The sequence below is a fragment of the Marinobacter sp. UBA2688 genome (genome assembly GCF_002352785.1).
Classification (GTDB): domain Bacteria; phylum Pseudomonadota; class Gammaproteobacteria; order Pseudomonadales; family Oleiphilaceae; genus Marinobacter; species Marinobacter salarius.
On record NZ_DELU01000024.1, the window covers coordinates 152,317 to 172,954 of the forward strand.

The window sequence follows — 20,638 nt, forward strand, 5'->3', positions numbered from 1 at the left end:
CCGCGATCACACACTAATGTCCCACCTCAAATGGCCGGCCCAAATGGTACCCCATTGCGCCATCGATACCGACACCCTGCAGTGCCGCATATTCACCGGCTGTTTCAACACCTGTGACGTAGACCCGCACGCCGCGGCTGTGGGCGATGGTCGTCACGGATTCGAGGTAGAAGCGGTTGTCGTCATGGCTGTCGATATCATGAACGAAGCTGTTATCAATACGCAGTGCCTGGAACCTCAGATTCCTCAGGTAGCTGAAGGGCACCCCGCCTACACCGAAGCGGTCGACAATCACCGGCACCTTAAGCCGGTTCAACCCACGCACCAGGAGTCCTACCGCCGTCCGGTGGTGGTGAACAGCCTGCTCGGAAATACCAATCTGCAATCGCCGGCGCTCCTTGCCGGCAGCGGACAGCTGCTCCAGAAGTTCTTTGCGGAATGCCTCACTGGCCACCGAAACCATGCCCAGGCTTAACGCCAGGCGAGTGTCTGGTTCCGTATGCAGAAGCGCCAGGGAACGCTCAAGGACCCAGCGATCAATGTCGGGGATCATGCCAAAGCGTTCCGCCATGGGCACGAAAATACCAGCCTTGATCCAGCCTTCCTCCGTTCTCATCCGGGAAAAGACCTGATGGAACAGCACCCCGTTATCGCCATTGCTGATCATGGGCTGCATCCACAGCGACATCTGTCCCTGGGTGATCGCTTCGCCAATCATCATCCGCCACTTTTCACTGTCATGGTGCTCAGGCCGGTCGCGATCAGCGGCATGACAGGCAGATCCCTCCTCCATCTGTGCCTGCCGAAGCGCTTCGTCGGCCGCTGACATAAGCTCGCCCGCTTTGCGGGTTTCAGCAGCCTGGGCAATGCCTGCATGAACAGACACATCCATGGGAGCGGAGAGGTCGGAATAGATGCCATCCAGCTCTTCGACCAGTTGGCGACACCAGATCACCCCATCGGCACGTGAAACACCAGGCAGGAAGACAGCAAACCCGGCACCCGTCATGCGGCCGGCGAACGAATCGCTGTGCGCATGGACAAACGTATTCAGCGCCCCCGCAATGCGAACCAGCAAGCGGTCGGCCTCGTCGCGGCCATAACTCTGGTTATACTGGGCGAACTCTTCCAACTGGATCAGGAACAGCACCCCGGGGGCGGACCGCTCTTCCGATTCCACTTCAACCTTCAAGCGTTGCTCGAACGCCTGCCGGCTCGCAAGCCCGGTCAGGCTGTCTTCGTTGTTCACCTTGCGCAGGTGCTGGATCAGTTTGGCCTGCCCTTCAAAAAGTCGCCCGAGGTCATCCGCCATCTGGTTCATCGCGTGGGTGACCTGGTTCAATTCCCGCGTGGAGGTAATGTCGACCCGACGCCTGAAGTCCCGTTTACCCAAGGCCCTGGCCTGTTTCTCAACAGCCCTGAGCGGACGCATCAGGCGTGTCATCATCCAAAACAGGCCGATCAACCCAAGGCCACCAATCAGGGCAGAGCCGGCCACGATTCTAACCGTCACCACCCACAGGTCTTCGTAGGCCCGGCCAGGGTGGCTTACGACCCGCACCTTACCCAGTCGACTCCAGCCGCGCACCACTTCCGCTTCACCCACCGGCAGTGGCAGATCCGCCAGCGCCACAAACCAGCCCGGCACATCCACCTCACGCAGGGAGGTTTCCCGCCCGGCCACCTCCTCACCCTGATTATTGACGTAGACCACCGAGAGATAACGACCACTGTCGAAAACGGCATCGATCAATGAAGACGAGGCCACTGGATCGCGACCGTCAATGGCATTGGACAGGGACAGGCCAATGGCCGTGGCACCATCCCGGGCATGGCCCTGGAGCTGACCCGACATGTAGTCCCGGAACCGGTCAAAACTGACGCTGGCCGCCGCCACCAGCACAAGCAGCAACATGCCACCGGTAAACAGCAACAGCAGACTGCGCAAGGTAATAACACCTTGCTGGCGAGAGATCTGTCGGTCGTTTTGCGTCCGTGCCATCACTGGCAGCCCCTAGTCTGAAACAACGATTGTCGGCTATCTGGTGTGACCTGCCCCGCAGAGTTGACAAACATTTACACAGCGTCACCTACGCCGACAACATTAAACACTATAGACTCTGCAAAAAGACTAATGTTGAAAATATCCGCTTGTACCGGAAACGGGCGGCTCAGAACGAGAAAAACACAGGCCGGAGCACAATGAACGACGATAGCCAGAAAGACAAACTCAGGCAGCACTTCGCTCGCCGTGTCACCACCCAGGCGCGCGTCGTCCTGGATACATGGCAAAAGATCCACGAAGACACCGGCCAGTCTGCCGCCTTCAGGGGCGATTTTGCCAGGGCAGCCGACAAGCTGGTTCGCTACGCAAAGCGCTTCGACATGGAAAGCCATGCCGATTCCGGGCGCCAGGTTTTTGACCTGATCGGCGAGTGGCCGGAAGGCACCGCGCTTCCCGAAAGCCTGGATCGCAAGCTCCAGGACGCCATAGAGCAGCTGTCCCAATGCACGTTGAGACGGACCGACCAGGAAGCCAGCGAGGCTCCCCAACAGTATCGACGCACGCCCGTCTATATTGCTCTGGCCAGTGAAGAGATGGCCAGCCGCCTGATCCGCCAGCTTGAGTTCTTCGGCTTCCGTGCGTCAGCGTTCAACACCGCCGACAAGCTGATCGAAGCCTGCGCACTTCACAAACCCGAAACCATCCTGATGGACGTTAACTACGGCGGCGAGCCGCTGAGCGGAATTGCCACCATCGAGCGGCTTCAGGAGCGACACGACACACCCATCCCCATCATCTTCATGAGCGACGAAGATGGCACCATCCAAACCCGCCTGCGGGCGTCCCGCTGCGGTGGCGAGGAATTCTTCTACCCGGCGGTTGATCCCGGCCAGCTGATCGAGAAGATCGAGACCTACACCCACGGCAATACCGTTGAGCCCTACAAAGTGCTGGTGCTGGATGACTCCCGCGCTCAGGCCAAGTTCATGGAAACGGTTCTGAAAAAAGCGGGCATGAATGCCCACATCATCACCGATCCGATGGAAATCATTCATGCGCTGGAGTCGTTCTCGCCGGAGATCATCATTCTGGACATGTACATGCCTGGCTGCACCGGCATGGAAATCGCGCGAGTAATCCGCCAGCAGGACCGTTTTCATAGCGTGCCTATCATCTACCTATCCGCCGAAGAAGACGTTTCCAAACAGCTGCATGCCATGAGCCTGGGGGGCGATGACTTCCTGACCAAGCCGATTGACCCGAAACACCTGATCTCCACCATACACAATCGGGGCCGCCGCGCCCGGTCACTGCTGGCGCTGATGATCCGCGACAGCCTCACCGGCCTATTCAATCACACTCATACCCTGCACCTGCTCGATCAGGAGATCGTGCGGGCGCGGCAGAAAGACCAGCAACTGTGCTTTGCAATGATCGACATCGACTACTTCAAGAAGGTGAATGACACGTTTGGCCATCCCATTGGCGACCGCGTGCTGCGAAGTTTGTCCATGTTCCTGAAACAGCGCTTGCGCAAGACCGACCACATTGGCCGATACGGTGGCGAGGAATTTGCCATTATTCTGCCGGACACCCGCGAGAGCGATGCCCGCAATGTGCTGAACGAAATCCGCGAGCGTTTCTCGGAGCTGCTGCAACCGGCTGGCGACCGGGAGTTTAATGTCACCTTCAGTTGCGGCGTTGCCGCCTGGAAGGGTGATACCTCCCAGGCTCTCTGCGAACGGGCGGACAAGGCTCTTTACCGGTCCAAGGCCCAGGGCCGCAACTGCGTGACCGCCGCCGGCGACTGAGCCCAAACGCCACTGGCGGGCTCTCCCCAGCAACGGCCCCGCCCCGCTCTCGGGGCCGTTCTATGAAACCAACGTCTTATAGAACTCCTGATCCCCCTTCACGACAATGACCGTGCAAACGACAAAGATTGCTTGTGCGCGGGTAAGATTCTTTTCGACACAGAGATAAGATACTTTTCGACACACACCCGATTGTCAAAAAGTGTTGATCTGAAGACTTCAAGAACGCACCATTGTGGGAAAATGTCGCTAAATTCGGCGATCCTGTAAAAAAGTCAGCAAGGCAGACGAAATCATGTCGACCATACTCGTACTTCATGGCCCCAACCTGAACATGCTGGGAACCCGCGAGCCGGAGGTGTACGGCCACGAGTCGTTGGCGGACATTGACGACCGTTTGCACCGGAAAGCCGCCGAAGATGGCCATCACCTGCTACATTTACAGTCAAACGCGGAATATGAACTGATTGAGCGGATACATGAAGCCAGATCAGAAGGGGTTGATTTCATCATCTTCAACCCGGCGGCGTTCACCCACACCAGTGTTGCACTGCGGGACGCCATGTTGGCCTCGGGCATACCGTTTATTGAGGTCCATCTTTCCAACGTGCATGCGCGGGAAGCATTCCGTCATCACTCATACTTTTCTGATATCGCCGATGGCGTTATCTGCGGGCTGGGCAGCCTGGGGTACGACCTTGCACTCGAAGCCGCCCTGCAACGAATTCATCGATAGAACTGATTAAAACGGGATCGGACTGACTATGGACATTCGCAAGATCAAGAAACTTATCGAACTGCTGGAGGAATCCGACGTCGAGGAGCTGGAGATTCACGAGGGTGATGATTCTGTTCGCATCTCCCGGCGTCGTGAACAACTGGCTGCGCCACAGTATATGGCACAGTATCCGTCACCAGCACCCCAGCCCGCCTCACCGCAGCCGTCCGCGCCAGCCGCCGACGAGCCCGCAAAGCCGGCAGAGCCTTCCGGCCATGCGGTGAAGTCGCCAATGGTCGGCACCTTCTACCGCTCGCCCTCACCCACCGCGAAAGCGTTTGTGGAAGTCGGGCAATCAGTGAAAGCCGGCGACGTGGTGTGCATCGTCGAAGCCATGAAGATGATGAACCAGATCGAGGCAGACAAGAGCGGCACCATCGCCGAGATCCTGGTGGAGAACGGTCAGCCGGTCGAGTTCGACCAGCCGATGATCATCATTTCCTGAACCCGGTGATACTCTCATGGCTATGTTAGAAAAAGTCCTGATCGCAAATCGCGGCGAAATTGCCCTGCGTATCCTGCGCGCCTGCAAGGAGCTGGGCATTAAAACCGTGGCTGTCCACTCACAGATCGACCGCGACCTCATGCATGTTCGCCTGGCGGACGAGTCGGTCTGTATCGGCCCCAACAGTGCCGCAGACAGTTACCTGAACATCCCGACTATTATCAGTGCGGCTGAAGTGACAGATTCCGTCGGCATCCATCCCGGTTATGGCTTCCTCGCCGAAAACGCGGATTTCGCTGAACAGGTTGAAAAAAGCGGCTTTCGCTTTATCGGCCCCAGAGCCGACACCATTCGCCTGATGGGCAACAAAGTCTCCGCCATCAACTCAATGATTGCAGCGGGCGTCCCTACCGTGCCTGGCTCCGATGGCCCGTTGACGGACGACGACAACCGCACCCTGGAAGTCGCCCGTAGAATTGGCTATCCGGTCATTATCAAGGCCGCCTCTGGCGGTGGTGGCCGCGGCATGCAGGTGGTGCATTCCGAAGCGGCCCTGCTGAAGAGCGTGCAGGTCACACAGTCGGAAGCCAAGAACTCTTTCGGGGATGCTACGGTTTATCTCGAAAAATATCTGGAACGCCCCCGCCACGTCGAAGTGCAGGTACTGGCGGACACCCACGGCAACGTCATCCACCTTGGCGACCGTGACTGCTCCATGCAACGCAGGCACCAGAAAGTCATCGAAGAAGCCCCGGCGCCGAATATCGATCCGGAAGCGCGTGAGAAGACCCTGAAAGCCTGTGTCGACGCCTGCAAGGAGATTGGCTACGTGGGTGCAGGTACGTTCGAGTTCCTGTACCAGGACGGCGCCTTCTACTTTATCGAGATGAACACGCGGGTGCAGGTGGAGCATCCGGTGTCAGAGATGGTGACCGGTGTCGATATCGTTCGCGAGCAGCTGCGCATTGCCAGTGGCCTGCCCCTGCAATACACCCAGGACGAGATCAAGATTTCCGGCCACGCGCTGGAATGCCGTATCAACGCCGAAGACCCGCAAACCTTTGTACCCAGCCCGGGCAAGGTCAAGCACTTCCATGCGCCTGGCGGTAACGGTGTACGGGTAGACTCTCACCTGTACAGCGGCTACACCGTACCTCCATTCTACGACTCCATGGTCGCCAAGCTGATCACCTGGGGAGACGATCGGGAAATTGCCCGCCGCCGCATGAAGAATGCGCTGGATGAACTGGTGGTCGAGGGCATCAAGACGAACCAGGCGCTGCACAGAAAACTGGTACGCGATGGCGGCTTTAAACAGGTAGACTTCACCATCCATTATCTGGAAAAACTGATTCGGGACTGACCCGATCAGTCGATTCGTCTACCAAACAGGACACCCACATGCCCTGGATACAACTACAGATCCCAGCTGATCCGGATAACGCGGACCAGCTTGAGGATCTGCTCATGGAGATGGGCGCAGAAGCCGTCTCCATGGAAGATGCCGCAGACCAGCCCCTGTACGAGCCCGACCCGGGTACAACGCCGCTCTGGCACCAGACCAGTGTCACCGGCCTGTTCGGGTCCGATCGCGATATTGAAGAGCTCTGCGCCGCCGTTAAGGATGCCTGGCACCAGCAGACACAACAATCATTACCCGACATCGACGTTACCCTGGTGGAAGACAAGGACTGGGAACGCGAATGGATGGATGACTTCAAGCCACTGCGCTTCGGTGACCGGCTATGGATCGTGCCCAGCTGGCACGACGCTCCAGATCCCCACGCCGCCAACCTGCTGCTGGATCCCGGCCTGGCCTTTGGCACTGGAACCCACCCCACCACGGCTCTATGCCTGGAATGGCTTGATGGTCAGGACGTGACCTCACGGCAAGTGATCGACTATGGTTGCGGCTCCGGCATACTGGGTCTTGCAGCCCTATTACTGGGCGCTGACCACGTTATCGGAGTCGACACAGACCCCCAGGCACTGGAAGCCAGCCGGGAAAATGCTCGCCGCAACAAGGTCGAAGAAGAACGGCTGGACCTGTTCCTGCCCGGGGATGAACCCGATACCATGGCGGACATCATGCTGGCCAACATACTGGCCCAGCCACTGATTGGCCTGGCACCCAGGTTGGCAGCAAAGGTAAAACCGGGCGGTGATATTGTGTTGTCCGGCATACTGTCCAACCAGGCCCGGGAGGTCATGGAGGCCTACGAGCCCTGGTTCATCATGGACGAGCCGGAACAACGCGAGGAGTGGATACGGCTCACAGGACGGCGCAACGACAGGTGACGAATTCTGCCGAACCAACTAAACTCCGTGACTCGTAGCGATGCCGCCTACAGGAAAGAAGCATGACCCAGAGCAGCCTGCAGACACGATGCCCAAAATGTGAAACCCGGTTCCGGGTCACCGACGCACAGCTGAGCGTAGCCAGCGGAAAAGTGCGTTGCGGCAACTGCATGGCGGTGTTCAATGCCGTCGAACACCGGATAAACGAGGGAGCTTCAGGCATATCCAGCCCAAAGAGCGGCCCGCCCGCACCGGAACAGCAGGATGCTCCGGCAGATCCAGGGTTCACCTCGGATGATGACCTGATTTTTGCGGACAACCCTGAGGAAGATGCTGCCGAGGGCCCATACGCTGGTACCCGGCTGACCTTCTCCGACGACGAGTTGAGCGACAGCTTTCGCACTGTCGACGAGCGCAGCGGTGGCACGTTCGAGACCGACAGCGACGACGTAACCCACGAAAAAATCGATGAAAGCTGGGCCGAGGCGATGTTGTCCGAAGAAGACGACACCAGGCGCAAGACCAAGCCTGCCCCTGTTGAACCCGAGCCGCCAGAAGAAGAACCTGCGAAATTCGAGCAACCGGAATCAGAACCACTCGAGAACGAGCCATTTGATGAACAGGTCTGGGGTGAGCCCGAAGCAACACCACGGGAACCCGAAGACCTGAGCCTGGAACCGGTGGACAACGCCGATGGCTTCTACGTCGATGAACCCCAATCGTCGTCCTTCGACTATGATGCCGGGCCGGTAACCGACAACGAACCTCTTATCGCCGGCTCCCCCTACAGCAACCTGCGCAGGGAGCCGGTCTCTGTGGCAGGCAATGGCAGGGGCCGCGTGAGAACGGTCCTATGGACCCTGATTATCCTGGCACTGATCGGCGTCCTGGTGGCGCAAGTCACCTGGTTCCAGTTCGACCGCCTGTCTTCCATACCGGAACTGCGCCCGTTCTATGAACAGGGCTGCGAAATTGCCGGGTGCGAACTGAAACCGCTGATCAATGTGGATGCCATCCAGAGCCGCAAACTGGTGGTCCGAACCAATCCGGAAAACCGCAGCCAACTGGTGGTTGATGCCGTCATCATCAACCGGGCCGCTTTTGAACAGCCATTCCCCGCCATCGCCCTGACGTTCTCCAACCTGAATGGTGATGTGGTCGCCCAGAGTGTGTTCACACCGGACGAGTACCTGGCGGGAGACGGCCGTGATCTTGAGGCGATGCCGACCGATACCCCGGTCAGGATCGTCATCAACATCCGCGACCCTGGAAAGGACGCCGTGAACTACAATATCGCCTTCCGCGCCTATCAGGAGTAAGCAAGTCCTCACTCGACAGAAAGCGGGGGCGGCCACCGAATAGACTGAAAGTCAACCAGAAAGGACGAAAAATAATCAATTTTTTCATGGCTTCGCCCCTTCAATAGGATCTCTGCCAGCGGTATCATTACCGCCCTTCGGATCAGGATCGGTTACTTATTGAGCAGCCGATCACATCCGACGTTCGCTTAACCCGCTGTTACACGGATTCAGATCATGCTGCCAACGGCAAAAATCGGGCCGTACACCCTGCCCAATCCGTTGATTGTTGCACCTATGGCCGGTGTAACAGACCGGCCTTTTCGCCTGCTCTGCCGGCGAATGGGCGCTGGGCTGGCTGTATCCGAGATGGTCATTGCGGACAGCAAACTGTGGCATACGCGCAAGTCACAAACGCGCATGAACCATGAAGGTGAACCCGAGCCCCGCTCTGTGCAGATCGCCGGCGGCGACCCTGAAATGCTGGCCAACGCCGCCAGGCTGAATGCCGAGTTCGGTGCCCAGATCATCGACATCAACATGGGATGCCCGGCCAAGAAGGTGTGTAACAAGGCCGCCGGCTCAGCACTGATGAAAGATGAGGCGCTGGTGCGGGATATCCTGGAAGCGGTCGTGGCTGCCGTGGACATCCCGGTGACACTGAAGATGCGCACAGGCTGGGACAGGGAACATCGGAATGCGCCACTGATCGCCCGCATGGCAGAAGACGCTGGCATCCAGGCCCTGGCCATTCATGGTCGTACCCGCGCCGATGCCTATAAAGGCGAGGCCGAGTACGACACGATCGCCGACGTAAAGTCCCGGGTGAGCATTCCAGTATTTGCCAACGGCGACATAAACTCGCCGGAACAGGCACAGCATGTACTGAAGTTCACCGGTGCTGACGGGCTGCTTATTGGCCGTGGAGCACAGGGACGACCCTGGATTTTCCGGGAAATCCTGCATTTCCTGGAAACCGGAAAACACCTTGCGGAGCCGCCTGTGGATGAGGTGGAACAGGTATTAAGCGAACACCTGGACGCCCTGCACCGCTTTTACGGCGAGACCATGGGCGTACGAATTGCCAGGAAACACGTGGGCTGGTACCTCCAGTCCCACGACGAAGACAAACAGTTCAGAAAACGCTTCAACGCCATTGACGACGCGATGGCGCAGAAAGACAGTATTCAACAGTACTTTGCAGGCTTACGAAATGGAGAGGTATTCGCAGCATGACCGCTGAGACTTTGGCTAAAGACAACCTGACCCCACCTGCCAACGATGATATTCATCAGTTGCAAACGGTGAACAGCAGCGGCAACACGGTTACCCTGCGCGACAGCGTGGAAGTTGCCCTTAAAAACTATTTTGCCCAACTCGATGGCGCCCCGGTGACCGAGGTCTACCAACTGGTGTTATCGGAAGTAGAGGCCCCGCTGCTCGAGCAGGTGATGAAGTACACCCGCAATAACCAGACCAAGGCATCGACCATGCTTGGCCTGAACCGCGGCACCCTGCGCAAGAAGCTCAAACAGTACGGTCTGCTATAATCCAGCTACCCGATTGAAACGAGGGCCTCCCGGACACCATTCGCGAGGCCTTCATTCGTTCATACCCAGCAGAAATAAGTGACTCATGGCAAATCAGGCTAATACCCCCGTCCGTCGTGCGCTGATCAGCGTGTCCGATAAAACCGGTATCGTTGAATTCGGCCGTGCACTGACCGATCGCGGCATCGAACTGCTTTCTACCGGTGGCACCTTTCGCCTCCTGCAGGAAAACCAGGTACCCGTCACCGAAGTCAGTGACTACACCGGCTTTCCGGAAATGATGGATGGCCGGGTCAAAACCCTGCACCCGAAAATCCACGGCGGTATCCTTGGTCGTCGCAGCGTCGACGACGCGGTGATGGCAGAGCACAGCATCAACCCCATCGACATGGTGATTGTAAACCTCTACCCATTTGAGAATGCCATCGCCAAACCGGACTGCGACCTTGCCACCGCCATTGAGAACATCGACATTGGCGGCCCTACCATGGTTCGCGCGGCTGCCAAGAACCACAACGACGTGGCCATTGTGGTGAACGCCTCTGATTACAGCCGTGTTCTGAAAGAGCTGGAAGCCAACGACGGCGAGCTGAGCTACACCACGCGCTTTGACCTGGCCGTGAAGGCCTTCGAGCACACCGCCGGCTATGACGGTGCTATCGCCAACTATCTCGGCGGCCGCACCTCCGACAACGACAACGCCGATTTCCCTCGCACCTTCAACACTCAGTTCCTGAAGGTTCAGGACATGCGCTACGGAGAAAATCCCCACCAGCGGGCTGCCTTCTACACCGAGCGCAACCCCAGGGAAGCCTGCATTGCCACCGCCAAACAGCTTCAGGGTAAGGAACTGTCCTACAACAATGTCGCCGACACCGATGCCGCGCTGGAATGCGTCAAGCCCTTTGCCGATCCCGCCTGCGTGATCGTCAAGCACGCCAATCCCTGTGGTGTGGCCATCGGCGCCGACATCCTCCAGGCCTATGACCTGGCCTTCGCCACCGACCCCACCTCTGCGTTTGGCGGCATCATTGCCTTTAACCGCGAACTGGACGCGGAAACTGCCAAGGCCATCATCGACCGTCAGTTCGTGGAAGTGATCATTGCCCCGACCATCGCACGAGAAGCAGTGGAGCTGGTCGCCGCCAAGAAGAACGTACGCCTGCTTGCCTGTGGCGAGTTCGATGGCGAACGCGCCAAATCCATGGACTACAAACGCGTCACCGGTGGCCTGCTGGTTCAGGATCGTGACCTGGGCATGGTAGCGATGGAAGACGTCAAGGTGGTCAGCGAGCGTGAACCATCCGAACAGGAGCTGAACGACCTGCTTTTCGCCTGGGAAGTGGCCAAGTACGTCAAGTCCAACGCCATTGTCTACGCCAAGGCGGGCCGCACCATCGGCGTGGGAGCCGGCCAGATGAGCCGCGTCTACAGCGCCAGGATTGCCGGCATCAAAGCCGCCGATGAAGGCCTTGAGGTAAAAGGCTCGGTGATGGCGTCCGATGCGTTCTTCCCCTTCCGGGATGGTATCGACGCCGCCGCAGAAGCCGGCATTACCGCCGTGATCCAGCCCGGCGGCTCCATGCGTGACCAGGAAGTGATCGACGCAGCCAACCAGCACGGCATTGCCATGGTGTTTACCGGCATGCGCCACTTCCGGCACTAATCCGACACACAGGAACCGATCATGAATATTCTTGTTATAGGCTCCGGCGGACGCGAACACGCACTGGCCTGGAAAGCCGCTCAATCACCGGACGCTGACCGGGTGTTTGTTGCCCCCGGCAACGCCGGCACCGCCCGCGAGCCAGGCCTGGAAAACATCAACATTGACGTGATGGATCTCAACGGCCTGGCGGACTTTGCCGCGGCCAATAACGTGGGACTGACCATTGTCGGCCCCGAGGCGCCGCTGGTTGATGGCATTGTAGACCTGTTCGAAGAGCGTGGTTTGCGGGTGTTCGGCCCCAGTGCCGGTGCCGCACAGCTGGAAGGCTCCAAGGCCTTCACCAAGGACTTTCTGGATCGCCAGAACATTCCCACCGCCGCCTACGCCAATTTCACCGACGTGGACCAGGCACTGGATTATGTACGCAAGCAGGGCGCACCCATCGTGGTGAAAGCCGATGGCCTGGCTGCGGGCAAAGGCGTGATTGTTGCCATGACGCTGAAGGAGGCGGAAGACGCCATCCGCGACATGCTGGCCGGTAACGCCTTTGGTGATGCAGGCAACCGCGTCGTGGTTGAGGAATTCCTGGATGGCGAAGAAGCCAGCTTTATCGTCATGGTAGATGGCGAGCACGTATTACCCATGGCGACCTCCCAGGACCATAAGCGTGTGGGCGACGGTGACACTGGTCCGAATACCGGTGGCATGGGGGCCTACTCCCCGGCTCCTGTGGTCACTCAGGATGTCCATAAGCGAATCATGGACGAAGTAATCTATCCCACCGTGCGCGGCATGGCCGCGGAAGGCCACCCCTACAAAGGTTTCCTGTACGCCGGCCTGATGATCGATGGCGAAGGTACCCCCAAGGTCATTGAATTCAACTGCCGCTTTGGCGATCCGGAAACCCAGCCCATCATGCTGCGGATGAAATCGGATCTGGTGGAACTCTGCGGGGCTGCCATTGACGGCAAGCTTGACCAGTGCCGTTCAGACTGGGACGAGCGCGCTTCCGTGGGCATCGTGCTGGCTGCGGGCGGCTATCCTGGCAGCTACAACAAGGGCGACGTCATATCCGGGCTGCCAGAATCGGAAACCGAGGGCGAGAAGGTCTTCCACGCCGGTACCCGTTTGAACGGGGAACAGGTGGCTACCAACGGTGGACGAGTGCTGTGCGCCACGGCCCTGGGCAATACCGTCACGGAGGCACAGAAGCGCGCCTACGAGGTAGCTGCGCGCATTTCATGGGACGGTGCCTTCTATCGCAAGGACATTGCCTATCGCGCGATTGCCAGGGAAAACACCTGATAGCGCAGGCCCGAATCTGCCCACTCTTCGCAAGGAACGCTCTGATGGCTCAACGATCTGTCCTGTCGACCCTCTCAATACTGATCATCACCTTGATGATCAGTGCCTGTTCCCGCCAGGCTCTGTATGACAACGCCATTGGCTGGGAACGCTCCAGTGCCGGGCTGGAGGAATCCAGTATCACCGTTGGTGAGATGACCATTGCCTACCTGAGCAATGCAGAGCCGGTGGACGGCGACACCATCGTGCTCGTCCATGGCTTTGGCGCCAACAAGGACAACTGGACCCGACTGGCGCGGCAGTTGACGGATGAGTTCAACGTTTACGCCATCGACCTGCCCGGCCATGGTGACAGCAGCAAGGAGCTGGACCTGGGATATCGATTCGAGGATCAGGTCAGGCACCTGTCGAGGATTCTCGATGCTCTGGGCGTCCAGAGAGCGCACATGATGGGCAACTCCATGGGCGGCGCCATCACCGCTCTCTATGCAGCGACCTACCCGGACCAGATCCTCACCGCCACCCTCTTTGATCCGGCGGGAATTTTTGAGTACGACAGCGAGTTGGTCAGCCTGGTCATGGGCGGTGACAATCCGCTGATCCCCTCCCAGGAGGGCGACTTTGAACGCCTGGTTGATTTTGCGCTGGAGAAGAAACCCTTCGTGCCCTGGCCCATTTACGACGTCATGGAAGAGAAGGCCATTGCCAACCGCGACGTCAACGAAGTGATTTTCGATGCCATCCGGGATACCGGTTACGAGGATGACTTCCGCAATGCCATCACCCGCATCCAGGCACCGGTTCTGGTGGTCTGGGGTATGGAAGACCGGGTGATCAATTATCGCAACGCTGATGTGTTCGTCGAGCGAATCCCAGATGCCCGTAAAGTGCTTCTGGAAGGCGTCGGCCACGCCCCCATGGTCGAGGTGCCAGAAGAATCCGCACGCTTGTTCCGCGAGCTCGTCGCAACCGCCACCGGCCAGGGAAAGTGATCGCCAACGCGTGATAACTGGCACGACAAGTCAGTTTTGACTACACGGCCCGACGGAAACACGGTAGCCTTGCCAGAGCCTTGTTTCTAAACCGTGAAGTGACCCATGCCCGAAGCACTATGGATATCCTTTGCCTTTGTCCTCGGCCTGACGGTCAAAGCCATTGGCCTGCCGCCCCTGGTGGGATACCTGGCAGCAGGGTTTGTGCTGAGCGGTCTCTCCGCCGCCACTGACCTGGCCATTGAAGCTACCGATGTTCTTGAACACATCGCCCACCTGGGCGTCCTGTTGCTGCTGTTTACCGTTGGCCTGAAGCTGAAGCTACGTTCCATCATCAGCCCTGAAGTCATCGGCGGCAGCCTGCTTCACTTTGGCATCACCTGTGCGGTGTTTACCCCCGGCCTCTACCTGCTGATGGAACTCACGTGGCAGACTGCATTTCTGCTCGCCATCGCACTCTCCTTTTCCAGTACCGTGCTGGCCGCCAAGGTGCTGGAAACAAAGCGTGAACTGAGAGCCTTCCATGGGCGTGTCGCCATCGGAATCCTGATCATGCAGGATCTGATTGCCCTCGTGGTGATGAGTCTGGCCGCCGGCCAGACGCCCTCCCAGTGGGCGCTGATCATCTTTGGCCTGCCCCTGCTCAGACCGCTGCTGTTCAAACTGCTGGATGCCAGTGGTCACGATGAGTTGCTGGTTCTGCTCGGGCTCCTGCTGGCTCTGGTTCTTGGCGGGCTCGGTTTTGAAGCAGTGGGGCTGAGCTCGGAGCTTGGCGCCCTGGTGCTTGGCGCCATGCTGGCCAACCACCCACGTGCCCAGGAACTGGCCAAGTCGCTATGGAGCGTAAAGGAAATGTTCCTGGTGGGCTTTTTCCTGCAGATTGGCATCGGCGGCCTGCCGGATGGTGAGGCATTGCTGTTTGCAGCCGTAGCGCTGCTGGTAGTACCCCTGAAAGGGGTGCTGTTTTTCTTCCTGTTGCTGGCCTTCCGCCTGCGCTCTCGCAGCAGTTTCCTGAGCGCCCTGTCACTGACCAACTATAGTGAATTTGGCCTTATCGTGGCCAGTGTCGCCCTGCCGGAGTGGCTGGTCCCCCTGGCCATCACCGTGGCACTGTCCTTCGTGGTGTCTGCCCCCGTGAACCGGCTTTCCCACACGGTCTATGAGCGCTTCAGTGCCCGTCTGGCTCCCTTTGAGAGCCAGCGGCGCCACCCCGACGAACAACCGATCTCCCTGGGCAACACCAGATTACTGGTGATGGGTATGGGCCGTACCGGCTCAGCCGCCTATGACCAGCTTGCTCGTGAGGAGCCACTGATCAAGGCGCTTGACTCCGACCCGGCAAAGGTGGAAAAACACCAGAAGGAAGGACGCAACGTGGTCTTTGGTGACGCGGAGGACATCTCTTTCTGGCAGGGGCTGCACATGCCCGCGGTTGAAGCCGTCATCCTTGCCATGGGTGACATCGAAGGCAAACTGATCGCCGCCAGAAACCTTCGGAAAAAGGGCTTCACCGGCTATATTGTGGCGCATACCCTGTACGCCGACGAAGCAGAGCGAATTCGCGAAGCGGGTGCGGACGAGGCTTACCTGACCATGAGTGAAACCGGCGTCGCCCTGGCAAGCCAGGTGTTGCATCGCGACGGCCAGGCACCATCACCAACGGAGAACGCAAAAGCCTGATGCACGAACTCAAGGCTCCGGATAACAGCATGATGACCCAGATGACCTCCCTCCACGAGGAGCGTCTGGATTTCGTATTGCGTACCCTGAAGTCGACCGGGGCAAGGCGTGTACTCGACCTGGGTTGCGGTTCCGGCTCCCTGCTCTACCGCATGCTTGCCGACCCACAGTTCGAGAGCATAACCGGCCTTGAGGATTCCGGCGTGTCTCTTCAGCAGGCCCGCGCCGTGCTCGCTGAATACCTGTGCGAAGAAACTCCGAGGATCCGGCTGGTCCGCGGTTCCTACGCCGAGAGCAATCCTACCCTGACCGGCTACGATGCGGCCGCCATGGTGGAAACCATTGAACATGTCCGGCCAGAGCAGCTGTCGAGGGTGGAACGCGCGGTGTTCGGGGAATACCGGCCAGGGTATCTGTTCATGACCACGCCAAATCGGGAGTACAACCCCCTGTTCGACCTGGCGCCGGGTGAATTCCGCGAGGAAGACCACAAATTCGAATGGGACAGGCCCAAGTTCCAGCGCTGGGCCCGTGGTGTGGCCGAGCGCAACGGCTATGACGTGCGATTTGGAGGCATTGGAGACTACGTACCCGACGTTGGGCACCCTACCCAGACAGCATTTTTTACCCGCCGGGACTGATCACCGGGTTCGACGCCAGGCACTGAGCTCCGCAATGGTGTGCTGAAACTTACGGCGGGTTTCCCGGATGACAAACGGCACATCCCTGGGCGGCTGTATCTCTTCAAAATGGTGCGAGAGTATCTCTTTCATACCCTGATAGACCGTATAGGGTTGGCCATTGCGTTCGTATCCGCCAATCCAGTTGGCAATCGGGGTGAATTCATCCATCAAGGTATAGGGCGAGCTGATCACCAGGGTGCCGCCCAGAGCCAGGCGTCTATGGATGCTTTCCAGGAAGGCGCCCGGATCCTGAAGACGGTCAATCAGGTTGCCCGCGAAGACCAGGTCATAATCCACATGTTCCGGCCCCAGGTTGCTGGCGTCGCCGGTGGCAAACGATACTTTTTCAGTCGCCCGGTCGAGCCCCAGGGCATTCAGGCTCACCGTTACGCGTTCGCCAAGTTCCCCTTCGTCGCGGCGGAAGTAATCGATCTCTCCGGTCTTCTGCAGGGTAGTCGCCGCATCGATAAACCGGCGGGAAAGGTCCACTCCCACCACATGGTCAAAGACCCGGCCAAGCTCAAAGGCGGTTCGGCCCACCGCGCACCCAAGATCAAGCGCTCGTCGTTTATCCCGGCCTGCCATCAACTCCTGGCAGATACCGGCGCAGCGGGCGGGATAATTCCCCACTCCGAAATGGCTTTCACCAAAATGGAACCCCAGGTACTGCCCGAGTAGTTCGTCGGTTTCATAGACATTCATATCAAGATCCTCAGCGTGTACCAGAAGCCGAATCCGACAGCGCACAGGTGCGAAACCCGGTGTACACGTCGTTGCGAAGGGGCAGATAGGCTTGCCTGTAAGTGCCCCGGATCAGGCATGAAGATGTCGCACACCCACCACCCCGGGTCACCTTGTGATCACCGAACTGCAAGGTAGACATAAAGGGGTACATATCGACCCTGAATCCGTCATAGGGAAGAAACTGACTGCTGGTCCATTCCCAGACACTGCCGATCATCTGGCGACAGCCGGAGCGGCTATCACCCGCCGGATAATCCCACACCGGCTGCTGCGCCATGTGGGTGGCGTCGAGATCCGCATGGTCGGGTGTTGGGCGTTCATTCCCCCAGGGAAAACGACGAAAATCCTCGCCAATCCGGTTACCCAGTGCCGCAGCCTCCCACTCCACTTCTGTTGGCAAGCGGCGGCAGGCCCACTGGCAATAGGCCTCGGCCTCCCAATAGCTGACGTGGACGACAGGCGCATCCAGATTCAGGGCCTGCCAGCGGTCAAACACTCGCTCCTGCCATTCGCCCTCGTGCCAGCGCCAGTAAAGTGGATGCCTGGGCTCCCGCAACATTGGCTGGGAGCTGCCATGCACCAGGGCAGTATCGGTCTCGGTACTCAACCACTTGCGTCCTCCGAAAGACCAGAGTTCAGGTCGCCGGTAGCCATCATCCTCAACGAACGCCAGGAAATCGCGGTTGGAAACAAGGGTGCGGGAAATTGCAAACGGCTCCACCGTGGTTTCGAAACGCGGCTTTTCCCCATCAAAGGCAAAGTCGGTGGTGGCGTAGCAGTCAGACTCGCCCGGCATTCCAATCTGGTAGCGACCGCCGGGGATGAGTGCATCGCCGGGCAGAGGCTCCACACGTTCTGGCAAGGCGCCAACAATGCCGGGGGGAGCAGGCAGGGCAACCGTCTGCCGACACCACGTCATCGACTCAATGTGCATGTGCTGGTGATAAATGGCGTAGCGATAGAGGTACAGGGCCTCGTCGGTCAGTGGTTGCTGTGCGATGCGCGACGCAACACGATCGTAGATGGTGTTGAAATACTGAAGGGTTTGCTCACGGCCGGGGAAGAGTTTGCGACTCCAACGGTCTCCATGATCAATGTGAAACGAATCCCAGAGGTCATCCATGGACGGATCGTAGCTCGGGGTTCCATCCAGAAGGTTAAAAACGAACACTTCGTAGAAAAAGCTCGCGTGCCCCATTTCCCAAAGTGGCGGGTTCACGCCCGGGTGGTAGGGCACCTCAAGCTGCTCATCACTGAGGGAGTCCACCAGTTCAAAGGTCCGTTGGCGGGTCGCCTCCAACTCGGCCAGCAGTTCTGTTTTCTGCGCCTGTTCGCTCTGCGTCATGTCGGCTCCGTCGATTACCCGTTTCTCGCCTTCAGCATAACAGAGAGCCTGGTACAGGGAACGCTCTCGATGCTCGCGCTCATCACCCTTCATCACTCTTCGTCACCCCCAAACCAGCAGGATCATCGGTACGGCAACAGCGGTGACCAGGATCGACAGCGGCAAGCCCAAACGCCAGTAGTCGCCAAACTGATAGCCTCCGGGCTCCATCACCAGCGCATTCGACTGGTGACCGATGGGCGTCAGGAAGGCGCAGGACGCGCCGACCGCAACCGCCATCAGCACCGCATCGGAGGCCATGCCAAGTTCAGCGGACAGGCTCAGTGCAATAGGCGCCACCAGAATGGCCGCCGCCGCGTTATTGACCACGTTCGATAACAGCATGGTTCCCACCAGAACCATGACCAGCACGGCCGACGGGGCCAGTCCGTCACCAATTGCCAGCATCTGGCCGGCGATCAACTCTGCGCCACCCGTGGTTTCCAGCGCCTGTCCCACCGGGATCATCGCCGCCAGCAGCACAATCACAGACCAGTCGATGGCCCGGTAGGCACCGGGGGCGTCAATCAGCTTGGTCAAAACCATGGCCACAGCGCCGGACACCAACGCCACCGGGGCTGACAGCCAACCGCTGACAATGGCAACGATACTGATGATAAAGATGCCGGATGCCAGCAGGGTCTTGCGGGAAGAGCCCAGGCGCAACCCGCGTTCGGCCAGCGGCAGACAACCGAGGTTGGACAGCGTACCGGTCAGGGTGTCTTCGAAGCCCTGCACCAGCAGAATATCACCGGCATTGAAGCGAATATCCCCCAGCCGGCGCTTCAGCCGATGCCCCTGCCGGGCAACGGCAACAATATTGAGGCCGTTGCGCTCGCGCAAATTGAGGCGATTGGCCGTCTGCCCCACCAGGGAAGATTCAGGGGTGATCACCGCTTCGGTCAGCTGCACCTCACCTTCATTCAGTTCCTTTTTACGGCTTTTCCGTGCCGTTTTGTCCTCTTCGGATTCGGAGTCATCCTGGCTACCGAGTTCCAGGCCGGTGTTGTCAAGGAACGCCTGTAGGCTCTCGGTGTCCGATTCCACCAGAAGCAGGTCGTTCTCTTGCAGTACCTTGTAGGTTGATGGCGCAAGCTGGCGTTTGTCGTCGCGAATCAGCGCCAGCACCACCACGTCCCGGTCTTCCCCGCTTTCCGCCAGCAGGTTGTGGAGTGTCGCGCCGGCATGGGGAGAACCTTCGGGGATCTTCAGTTCGGTCAGGTAGTCGCCAACGCTGAAAAGCTTGTCGTCATCCCCACTTTCGTCGCCCCTTCTGGGCGTCAATCGCCACCCCACCAGGGCGATGAAAGCGACACCGGCAAAGGTGATCGCAGCGCCCACCGGCGCAAAATCGAACAGACCGAACGCTTCGCTGCCTTCCCGATAGCTGGCAATGATAATATTCGGAGGCGTCCCGATCAGGGTCATGGTGCCTCCAAGCAGCGAACCAAACGCCAGTGGCATCAGCAGCAATGAGGGCGAGCGCCCTGCCTCCCTGGACATCCACACCGCTACCGGCATCAACAGCGCCAACGCACCCACGTTGTTGATAAAACCGGAACAGAGCGCAACGACCGCCGTCAGGGTAAGCACCTGTATGGTGGGTCGGTGCCCTACCTTCCCCAGGAACCGGGCTATGTTATCCACCACACCGCCATTCACCAGGCCCTGACTGATCACCAGAACCGCCGCAACGGTCACCACGGCAGGGTGACCAAAGCCGGCAAACAGTTCGTCAGTGGGCACCAGCCCGGCAATGGCAATCGCCAACAACGCCAGCATCGCCACCACATCGAACCGCAGCCGGTTCCAGATGAACAGAGCCAGCGTGGCCCCCAACACTGCGAAGACAATTCCCTGCTCTGTGGTCACGCCTACCCCTTAATTTTACATCCGACGGTTTATCGTCGGTTTAACATGGATTATTTGTGCCTGATATCGCGCATGCCGCATGAATTTCTGGTAACTTTCTTCCCGTAGCGGTCTTTTACGAGCG

The 20,638-nt window shown here is 58.8% G+C and carries 17 protein-coding genes; 13 read left to right on the plus strand and 4 right to left on the minus strand.

The window, feature by feature from the left end; all coding sequences use genetic code 11:
* Window positions 1-13 precede the first annotated feature (13 nt).
* Window positions 14-2,002: a bifunctional diguanylate cyclase/phosphodiesterase gene (locus B3M52_RS13865; RefSeq protein ID WP_036210536.1), complete on the minus strand. Its 1,989-nt coding sequence runs from the start codon at window positions 2,000-2,002 to the stop codon at window positions 14-16.
* A gap of 200 nt (window positions 2,003-2,202) precedes the next feature.
* Between B3M52_RS13865 and B3M52_RS13870 the strand changes: the two genes are divergently transcribed.
* From B3M52_RS13870 to B3M52_RS13930, 13 genes are all read left to right on the plus strand, one after another.
* Window positions 2,203-3,816 carry a diguanylate cyclase gene (locus B3M52_RS13870; RefSeq protein WP_036210539.1) on the plus strand — a complete coding sequence of 538 codons (1,614 nt, stop codon included), beginning with the start codon at window positions 2,203-2,205 and terminating at the stop codon, window positions 3,814-3,816.
* A 295-nt stretch (window positions 3,817-4,111) separates the two neighbouring features.
* Entirely contained in the window at window positions 4,112-4,552 is a 441-nt protein-coding gene (aroQ, locus tag B3M52_RS13875; protein ID WP_036210542.1) for a type II 3-dehydroquinate dehydratase, read from the plus strand.
* 28 nt (window positions 4,553-4,580) lie between these two features.
* Window positions 4,581-5,039, plus strand: coding sequence for an acetyl-CoA carboxylase biotin carboxyl carrier protein (gene accB, locus B3M52_RS13880; protein WP_007154161.1), 459 nt, complete (start codon window positions 4,581-4,583; stop codon window positions 5,037-5,039).
* Between the two features lie 16 nt (window positions 5,040-5,055).
* Window positions 5,056-6,402 carry an acetyl-CoA carboxylase biotin carboxylase subunit gene (gene accC / locus B3M52_RS13885; RefSeq protein ID WP_036210545.1) on the plus strand — a complete coding sequence of 449 codons (1,347 nt, stop codon included), beginning with the start codon at window positions 5,056-5,058 and terminating at the stop codon, window positions 6,400-6,402.
* Between the two features lie 38 nt (window positions 6,403-6,440).
* Window positions 6,441-7,337, plus strand: coding sequence for a 50S ribosomal protein L11 methyltransferase (gene prmA, locus B3M52_RS13890; RefSeq protein ID WP_075194259.1), 897 nt, complete (start codon window positions 6,441-6,443; stop codon window positions 7,335-7,337).
* A 62-nt stretch (window positions 7,338-7,399) separates the two neighbouring features.
* Window positions 7,400-8,656 (plus strand): DUF3426 domain-containing protein, encoded by a 1,257-nt coding sequence (locus tag B3M52_RS13895; protein ID WP_075194258.1) that lies wholly within the window; start codon window positions 7,400-7,402, stop codon window positions 8,654-8,656.
* Window positions 8,657-8,875: 219 nt separating this feature from the next.
* Window positions 8,876-9,871, plus strand: coding sequence for a tRNA dihydrouridine synthase DusB (gene dusB, locus B3M52_RS13900; RefSeq protein ID WP_174447645.1), 996 nt, complete (start codon window positions 8,876-8,878; stop codon window positions 9,869-9,871).
* Window positions 9,868-10,185: a DNA-binding transcriptional regulator Fis gene (fis, locus tag B3M52_RS13905; protein WP_007154166.1), complete on the plus strand. Its 318-nt coding sequence runs from the start codon at window positions 9,868-9,870 to the stop codon at window positions 10,183-10,185. The genes dusB and fis overlap by 4 nt, the downstream gene beginning before the upstream one ends.
* Window positions 10,186-10,270: 85 nt before the next feature.
* A complete protein-coding gene (purH, locus tag B3M52_RS13910) occupies window positions 10,271-11,851 on the plus strand; it encodes a bifunctional phosphoribosylaminoimidazolecarboxamide formyltransferase/IMP cyclohydrolase (RefSeq protein WP_041332548.1) in 1,581 nt (526 codons plus the stop codon).
* 21 nt (window positions 11,852-11,872) lie between these two features.
* A complete protein-coding gene (gene purD, locus B3M52_RS13915; protein WP_075194257.1) occupies window positions 11,873-13,159 on the plus strand; it encodes a phosphoribosylamine--glycine ligase in 1,287 nt (428 codons plus the stop codon).
* 44 nt (window positions 13,160-13,203) lie between these two features.
* Complete coding sequence (locus tag B3M52_RS13920) at window positions 13,204-14,151, plus strand: alpha/beta fold hydrolase (RefSeq protein ID WP_075194256.1); 948 nt, start codon at window positions 13,204-13,206, stop codon at window positions 14,149-14,151.
* A 105-nt stretch (window positions 14,152-14,256) separates the two neighbouring features.
* On the plus strand, window positions 14,257-15,831 hold the full coding sequence (locus B3M52_RS13925) for a cation:proton antiporter family protein (protein WP_036210567.1): 1,575 nt from the start codon (window positions 14,257-14,259) through the stop codon (window positions 15,829-15,831).
* Complete coding sequence (locus tag B3M52_RS13930; protein ID WP_075194255.1) at window positions 15,831-16,472, plus strand: methyltransferase domain-containing protein; 642 nt, start codon at window positions 15,831-15,833, stop codon at window positions 16,470-16,472. The genes B3M52_RS13925 and B3M52_RS13930 overlap by 1 nt, the downstream gene beginning before the upstream one ends.
* On the opposite strand, the gene B3M52_RS13935 is transcribed toward B3M52_RS13930, so the two are convergent.
* Genes B3M52_RS13935 through B3M52_RS13945 form a run of 3 tightly spaced genes read right to left on the minus strand, consistent with a single transcriptional unit; the run spans window position 16,473 to window position 20,514 of the window.
* The gene (locus tag B3M52_RS13935) at window positions 16,473-17,216 is read right to left on the minus strand and encodes a putative 4-mercaptohistidine N1-methyltransferase (RefSeq protein WP_041332547.1); all 744 of its coding nucleotides are present in this window, start codon (window positions 17,214-17,216) and stop codon (window positions 16,473-16,475) included. It lies immediately after the preceding gene.
* Between the two features lie 10 nt (window positions 17,217-17,226).
* A complete protein-coding gene (gene senA, locus B3M52_RS13940; protein ID WP_226910029.1) occupies window positions 17,227-18,696 on the minus strand; it encodes a selenoneine synthase SenA in 1,470 nt (489 codons plus the stop codon).
* Between the two features lie 9 nt (window positions 18,697-18,705).
* Complete coding sequence (locus tag B3M52_RS13945; protein WP_036210577.1) at window positions 18,706-20,514, minus strand: SLC13 family permease; 1,809 nt, start codon at window positions 20,512-20,514, stop codon at window positions 18,706-18,708.
* Window positions 20,515-20,638 lie beyond the last annotated feature (124 nt).